Raw genomic sequence first — 8,165 nt, forward strand, 5'->3', positions numbered from 1 at the left:
CCACGGTCAGGCGCTGGGTCTCCGTGCGGCCGTCGGCCCGCAGGCGCAGGAAGTAGACCCCGCTCGAGAGACCGGTGGTCGAGACGTCGACCGTCTGGCCTTCGCCGGCGCCCGGGGTCCCGCGGTACAGGGTGCGCACCACCTGGCCGAGGGTGTTGTAGAGGGTGATCGTCGCCTCCGCCTGATCGCGGACGGCAAAGGAGACGGTGGCCCGGTTCTGCACCGGGTTCGGCGCCGGGAGGCTCAGCTGCAGGGCCTCCTCCATCGTCAGCTCGACGGTCACCGGGTCGTGGAGGTGTTCGGTGCCGTCGAGGTCCCGCTGCTTGAGGCGGAACTGGTGGGTGCCTACCGTCAGGTCGTCGGCGGCAAAGCGGTAGGTCTGAGCCTCGGTCGTGGTGCCGCCACTGGCGTTCGACTCGACGTAGGCGACCCGCTGCCAGGCGCCGCCCTCCAGGTTGCCCTCGGAGGCCGTCTCTGCGCCGCCCGACTGGACGTCGCGGCGCTGGACGACGAAGCCGGCGTTGCCCGCCTCCGACGCGGTGGTCCAGGACAGGTCAACGACGTCCTCGCCGGACTGCCGCGCCTCGAAGCTCGCAATCTCGACGGGCAGCTGGGTGGCGGGCGGCTTGGTGAACTCACTCGTGTTGCCGGAGGCGTCCGTCGCCGTCGCGACGATGAAGTCCGACCGGCTTACCGCCACCCCGCTCGGCGGGTCAAAGGAAATCACACGGAAGCTCGTGGCACTCGCCTCCGGGTACTCGTCGGTGTGGAGGTACGTGAGGCCTTCGCCGCTCGACTCGCTGTCGGCGAGGTAAATGTCGATCTCCAGACCATTGGTCCCGTAGTCACAGTCGGTCGTGTTGCAGCTGACCTTGTAGCGCACCTCCACCTTTCCGGTGCTGGTGTTGTACTCGGTCTGGTTCCGGTCGATCTCGGGGAAGTTCTGGAGGTTGTTGGTGCCGGTGTCCGTGTCGCCGGCGTCACTGGGGGTGACCCCGTCCCCGTCCAGGTCGATTCCGATGTCCGTTTGGTCTGCCGCCCCGTTGTTGGAGATGAGGTTGCCCCGAACGGCGTTTCCAACCGGATCGCCGTCTCCGGTGAGGACCACCCCGCTCCCGCCGTTGTTCGCGATGACGTTGCCCCGTCCGGCGCTTGCGGGCGACGGATCGTCCGGGACCGTGTCGCCGGCGCCGTACCCCACCTCACTTCCGTCCGCGCTGTTGCCGGAGGTGGCCTGTATCAGGACGCCATTCTCGTCGTTTCCGAGATTGTCCCCGGTGGCGTTGGTGCCGACGTAATTTCCTCTGATTTGGTGATCCCCCCCGTCGGTGATCGCAATTCCGTCGCCTGCGTTGTACCCGACGACGTTCGGGACGACCGCGGCGGCGCCGCCGCTCGCTGTGGTAATCCCGAAGCCGATCGAGAGGGTGGATGACGTGCTGTTGACCTCAATGCCGACGTCGCCATTTCCGAGGTCGTCGCCGTTTGGATTGGTGCCGACGAAGTTGCCGCCGACGTCGTGTTGTCCTCCAGAAAGTTGGATTCCATCGAAGCGGTTGTATCCGATGACGTTGCCGTCGAAAATCTCGACCTCCCGACTTCCAAAACTGGGATCGGCCTCCACCTTAATTCCGTCCCGCCCATTGCCGAGTGCGTCACCACTGCTGTTGGTGCCGACGTAATTGCGGGTGATGACTGTGCGCGCGTCGGTGTTGGGGTTGACCGCCGAAATCTCGATACCGTCACGTGAATTCCCAGCCACCACGTTGCCGTCGATCGTGGTGCCGGAGCCCTCGATCACGTCGATCCCATCCGAGGCATTCGGGAGGGGAGCATCGGCACTGGCGTTCACGCCGATGTCATTGTTCGTGATCGTGGTGTTGTCCGCGGGGCTGCCCGTTGCACCCACCTTAATTCCCTGCAAATTGCCGGAGATGAGGTTGTTCTCGATGTCGGTGTTGTCGGCCCGTACGACGACCCCGTTTGTTCCATTGCCGAGGTCGTTGCCGCCGGTACCGGTTGTGGTTGTTCCGGCCATATCCGTGCCGATATAGTTGTTTGTGACGAAGTGACCGTCAGCCTCAATGACGACCCCGGGACCGCCATTCGCACTGATGTAATTCCGGCCAAAGCCGACAAGCACCTCAGTCCCTCCGACGACCCGCACTCCGGCCCCGCTGTTTCCGGCGGCCGCGTCCCCGTCGTGGTCGAGACCGATCCGATTTCCCTGGAGAACATCGACGGTAGAGGTGGAGCCCCCCTGAATGTAAACCCCGTCGCCGTTGTGGTGGGAGATGACGTTATTGTCAATGAGGAATTCATCTCCCTGAAGAGAGATGCCTGCGTCTCGGGTACCGTCCGGATTTGTACCGTTGCCGGCATTGGACTCCCCGTCGTCGGCCGCGATCCCGACGAAGCAGTCCTCGATGGTAACATCGGCCGCCACGCCGAACCCCTGAATGCCTTCGTCCGGGAAGGAGTTGACTGCGAGACCGCGGATCGTCACGTTCGAGGCGGCCACTTCGATGCCGTCATCCGAAGAAGTGGAGAGGTCGCTTCCGTCGAGGATGACCACCGGGCCGTCCACCGCACTCGGGTATTCGGCCTGCGTGGTCGCGTCGATGGTGACGGGCTCTTCGATTCTGTACTCATTGCCAGGCACGATTGTGGCGAAGCCTGCCGTCGTCGAGAGGTTGAATTCAATGTCGTCGTTGTTCGTCGTCTGGTTGGCCTCCCGAATGGCGGCCCGAAGCGTACAGTTGCCACCGCTCGTTGCACAGGTCCCGTCCCCTAGATTGTTATCGTCGGCGTCGCCGTTCGAGTCGACCACGTAGGTATTCTGTGCAGACGCGGCCTGTGGAACGAGGGTCCCTCCGAGTAGGCCCGTACATGCGGTCACCAGCAGGCCAAGGACGAGGGGGTGGAATGCAGCGGATCGAAAAAGAGAGGGTGTAGAAGTGCTCATGGTCGACATGCGTCGATTCGAGAGAATACAGTCGATATACGGTGGTCTTTGCTCACACTGCCAGGAGTAGCTGTCGGAACTGCTTGAGAGGTGCGGTCCATCGGCTCCGGTACGGAGCAAAGCAGTGCCGGGGTCGAAGCCCGATCCCCGTCCCCAGGGACGGCAGAGCGTGTGTAGGAAGGTCTTCATATAAACGGTCCACAGGGCCGTCCTCGGGACATTTTACCCCTCAACGGCGGACATGTCCGGATTTGAGGGAAGCATTGTCCGATTTGCGGGGGGCGACGACCGTCAGGGGCCAGATGCCAGGGGATCGTCCGTTACGTCCCGGTGGGCCTCGATCGCCCGCTGCCACCGCGCGGCGGGTGCCACGTGGAGGCGAAGCGGCGTCCTCGAGCCGTAGCACCCCCCAGTCCTTCGTGGGCTGTTTGACCCCGCCGGTAGAGCAGCGGGCGGCGGTCGCGGTGCAGGCGGAGCGGGGCCCCGGGGAGGACCCGGGCTTCCGGGTCGACTGAGCCGACGAAAAGAGAGACGGCGGCAGAAGACGGCCGGGGGCATTCGTCGATCACGCGGCCCTCCCGTCTATCGCCATGGTCGGCGGCAAACCAGACAACGAGGCCTCCTGGGCCGACCGGGATCAGGAGGGGTCGTCGGGGTCGGCCTCCGCGGAGACGGACGGAGAGGGGAGGGTGTCGGCACCGGTTGACGGATCCGGATCGGGGTCTTCGGGCGGGTACGCCGAGGGGACGCAGTCGAAGTGCTCTTTGAAGTGCTTCGTGAAGGTCTCCGGCGTCCCGAAGCCCACGCGGTAGGCCACCTCCGAGACGGTTCCGGCGTCGGCGGCCAGGAGTTGCGCGGCGTACCGGAGGCGGTACGTACGCACGACCACGGAGGGCGTCCGGCCGGTGAGGGTCTTCAGGCGCCGACGCAGCTGGCGGGGACTCATTCCCACGTCGGCGGCGAGGGCGTCGACGGTAAAGCTGCTATGGTCGAGGTGGGCCTCGATGCTGTCGACCACGCGGTCCAGGAAGGCCTCGTCGGCGGAGGTGGAGTCGGCGTCGGGCACGAGCACGTCGGCGCCGAACCCGCTGCGCAGCGTCGCACGGGCCTCCAGCAGTCGGTCGATGTAGGCCCGCAGCTCCGCCACACTGAACGGCTTGGTGAGGTAGGCGTCGGCACCGGCCTCCAGCCCCCGAACGGAATCTCCCTCGGCGGCCCGCGCCGTAAGCATAAGGACGGGCACTCCACCCAGCGCCGGGTCGTGGCGCAGGGCCCGGCATACCTCGAAGCCGTCCCGTTCGGGGAGTATCACGTCGAGCAGCACGAGGTCCGGCTCGTGTTTGTGGGCGGCGTCAAGGCCCGCCGCTCCGTCGGTGGCCTCGACCACCCGATACCGGTCCATGAGGTGTCGGCGCAGGTGGGCCTGCACGTCGTCGTTGTCCTCAACGATCAGGACGAGGGGGGCCTCCTCCGGGGCAGGGTCCTCGGTCGGGGGGACGGGCACGTCCCCTTCCGGGTCGGGCACGGGGGGCGTCGAGGACAGGGGCCGCTCATCGAGAAGAGAGCGAGCCGGGTTGGCGGACGTGTCGGGGGCGTCGCCGGGCGCGACGTCGTCGGGCAGCGGCAGGCGGACGGTGAACGTGCTGCCCGTGCCTTCGGTGCTGGTCACCTCGATCGTGCCGTCGTGCAGCTCGACGACCTTCCTCGCCAGGGCCAGGCCGATGCCGGTGCCCCGGTGTGACTCGGCGGCCCCGCCCTGGTGGAACCGTTCGAAGAAGAGGGGTTGCTGCTCGTCGGGGAGGCCGGGGCCGGTGTCGTGGACGGCGATTTCGAACGAGTCGCGATCGCCCTCGTGCACGTCGAGGGTCACGAGCACCGATCCCTCCTCCGGAGTAAACTTGAGGGCATTCGATAGGAGGTTGCTCACCGCCGTTTCGAGCTTGTCGGGATCGACGTCGACGGCCTGGGCCTCGACGCGGGGGCGGAACTGGAGCGTGATGCCCTCTCGCTCGGCAAAGGGCACGAAGGCCTGCACCACCGAGCGCAGGAAACCGACGAGGTCGGCCCGCACGCAGTCGAGCCGCACTTCCGCGGGCTCGAGCGTCGAAAGATCGAGGAGCTGGTCGATGAGGGCCTGGAGCCGCCGGGCGCTGCGCAGCATCCGTCGGAGGATCGGACGGAGCGCGTCGGGAAGGGGGCCGTAACTGCCCTCCAGGGTAGCCTGAAGGGGCCCCAGGATGAGCGTGAGCGGCGTTCGCAGCTCGTGACTGACGTTGGCGAACAGGCGGTTCTTCTCGGTGTCGAGCTCGGTGAGACGCTCGGCCTGCGCCTCAGTTCTTTTCATTTCTCGGGTGAGGCGCTGGGTGCGTTCGTTGACGAGGGTGCGGAGCCTGTCCTCGCGCCGCCTCAGGGAACGGCCCCGGTAGGCGTACGCCCCCACCCCGAGAACCCCCAGAAGCAGGCCGATCCCTCCCCGAAACCACCACGTCTGCCAGAAGTGCGGCGCGATGGTGAAGGTCACCGTCGACCGGGCCGGGTGCCACGTCTCCCCGTCGGTGGTGGCCTGCACCCTAAACCGATAGGTTCCAGGCGGGAGGTGCGTGTAGTAGGCTGCACGCCGCCGCCGCGTGTAGGTCCAGTCCTCGGTGAAGCCTGCCAGCCGGTACCGAAACCAGAGCTCGTCGGAGTGGCGCAGCGACACGCCGGTATAGCGAATTTCGATCTGATTGGTGCCGGGGGTGAGGGACAACGGCGCGGAGAGGGAGGCGTAGGTGGTGTCCCCTACGCGCACGTCGACCGCGTAGACCGGAAGGGAGGAGGGGGGCTGTGTGTCCAGGGAGTCGGGATCCACGATGGCGGCCCCGCCAATGGTGGGCACCCACAGGCGACCGTTTCGGGTGCGCCAGCCGGCGGGCTGCACGCCGCCATTGCACTCGCGGGTCGGCATGCCGTCGCCGGGGCCGAAGACATCGGGGTAAATTCGGTCGGTGTGTCCATTGGCGACGGCGCGGAGGCGGTCCCGCTCGACCCGGAGGAGCCCGCCGTTGGACGCGAGCCAGAAGTGGCCCGACGTGTCGGCCAGGATGTGGTGCACCGTACGATTCGGGAGGCCGTCCCTCTTCGACACCCCGTCGAAGTGCCCGTCGCGGAGGCGTGCGAGACCGCCCCCGTAGGTTCCAATCCAGAGCGTGCTGTCGTTCGGGGCGCGAAGGGCCCGCACGGACGGATGCGGAAGGCCGTCGGTTGTCGTGTACCGGGTCATCCGGCCGGCCCGGTATGCCACCAGCCCGCCTCCATACGTTCCAATCCAGAGCGGCCCGTCCGGCTGGCGGCGCAGCACATAGATCTGTGCGTCGGGGAGGGCGGCCGGGGAGAGCACCCGCTCAAATTGGTCGCCCCGACGCCGAAACAGCCCGGCCCCGAACGTGCCGACCCAGAACGACCCGTTGGGCTCCTGGTAAAGGGCGCCCACTCGATGACCGCGCAGGCGCTCCGCCTCCGGGGGGACCACGAACGCGTCCCCCGTGCGCCGCGCGAGGCCGTCCGACGTGCCGACCCAGAGGGCTCCGCTCGTGTCCTCGGCGACGGCCCGGATCTGGTTGGAGGGGAGCCCGTCCTGAACCGTGTAGGTGGTGGTGTCCGAGGTGCTCAGTCGGGTGAGGCCCTGCCCGGAGGTGCCCACCCAGACGTCCCCTCCGCCGTCCTGGTAGATCGTCTGGGTATTCGGGCCGTTTCGTTCTTGCCGGTGCGGGTAGCGCCCGATGGTGCGCCGCCGCAGCCGGTGCAGGCCGTATCCATTTGTGCCGATCCAGACCTGGCCGCTGGGGTCGGGTTCCAGGGAGACGGGCACGCTGTAGGGGGGCAGGCCCTCCACAGGAAAGGGGACGAGCTCATCGTTTTGGAGGCGAAACAGCCGCCGCCGGTCCGTCGCGGCGGGATCGGGGTCGACGCTTCCGATGACCCAGAGCCGCCGGGGCGAGGGAGCCACGATCTCCTGGATGCGGGCCGCCGAATGCGGGTAGCGGCGGAGCGAGCGGTCGGCCTCGACCCGAAACAGGGCCGATGGGGTCCCGATCCACCACGTTCCCTCGGGGCTTCGGGAGACCGCCTCGACGTTCCGATCCGAAAACTGTCGGGTAATCGGCGACGGCTCGAACGCCCCGTCTCGCCAGCGGCGGAGGGTCCCCTCCGCAACGATCCACAAACCGTCGTTGGGGGCGGGCAGGAGATGGCTGATGGACGAGGCCGGGAGGGAAACGGGAAGCGATTCTCGCGCGAGGGTGTCCGGGGTTCGACGGAAGAGGCCGCGCTCGCTTGCAACCCACACGGGACCGGCGGTGTCGGCGTAGAGCGCGTTCACATTCCCCAGCGACTGTCCCCTGTACCGGTAGTGCGTAAACGTCCCCTCGCGGTAGCGGGTGAGGCCGATGTCAGTGCCAATCCACAGGCTGCCCGGTCGCCGTTCGAGCAGGTGTAGAATGCGGTTCCCCCGAAGGCCCTCCGTGACCGCGGGCTCGAAGATCGTGAAGTCGTGCCCGTCGAAGCGCGCCAGGCCCTGCATCGTGCCCGTCCACAGAAAGCCGTCGTTGGTGTGCTCCAGGGCCCACACGCCGTTTTGCGGAAGGCCGTCCTTGACCGTCCAGGACTGGCGGACGTACTGGGTCGACGGCTGAGCCGGGGCGCTCCCCGTCAGGCCCCCAAGCATCAGGACCAGGAGGACGACGCCCCCACGTCGGGCGCAGGGCGACGTGAGACATTTGGGGACGAACAGGACGCGCTGCGGAACGCCATTCGGTGCGGTCGACGATGGACCGAGCCGGTTGACGACGAGGCAGAGAAACCGCACCAACATGAGCTCCGATATGGTAACTGAATGACAATTAACCGATTATAACGTGTTTGGTGGGGAAGACGCAAGTTTTTAAGAGAGAGGCCCACGGCGATCGCATCTCGACGTCCACGTATTGAAGCGAGGACGCAGCAGAGCAGGAGTTCCCCCTCCGTGCCCCCACACGCCCATTCGCCCTCTCTTTCCGGGCAACGTTGGAACGAAAAGGCACATGCGCCTCCGACGCTCACTTCAGCCCCAAGATACGATTGCCCCTCGGGCATCGGCCCCGTAAGCCGACCCGAACGAAGGAGGCCGAGGGAGGTTTGAGGGGCGTCGCGTCTTCGAATCTTCCGTTCGATCGTGCCCCTC

At 66.8% G+C, this 8,165-nt stretch carries 2 protein-coding genes; both read right to left on the bottom strand.

The window, feature by feature from the left end; translation table 11 throughout:
* Positions 1–2,965, bottom strand: a 2,965-nt coding sequence (locus tag V5A20_RS11825; protein WP_332327415.1) for a right-handed parallel beta-helix repeat-containing protein, incomplete at its 3' end; no start/stop codon positions are given.
* A 637-nt stretch (positions 2,966–3,602) separates the two neighbouring features.
* Positions 3,603–7,817 carry a hybrid sensor histidine kinase/response regulator transcription factor gene (locus V5A20_RS11830; protein WP_332327416.1) on the bottom strand — a complete coding sequence of 1,405 codons (4,215 nt, stop codon included), beginning with the start codon at positions 7,815–7,817 and terminating at the stop codon, positions 3,603–3,605.
* Between the last annotated feature and the right edge of the window lie 348 nt (positions 7,818–8,165).

Source organism: Salinibacter sp. (genome assembly GCF_036626415.1).
GTDB lineage: Bacteria > Bacteroidota > Rhodothermia > Rhodothermales > Salinibacteraceae > Salinibacter.

Excerpts from the sequence above, each read along its gene's own strand:
- V5A20_RS11830 (WP_332327416.1), bottom strand. The coding sequence starts at position 7,817 with ATGTTGGTGCGGTTTCTCTGCCTCGTCGTCAACCGGCTCGGTCCATCG.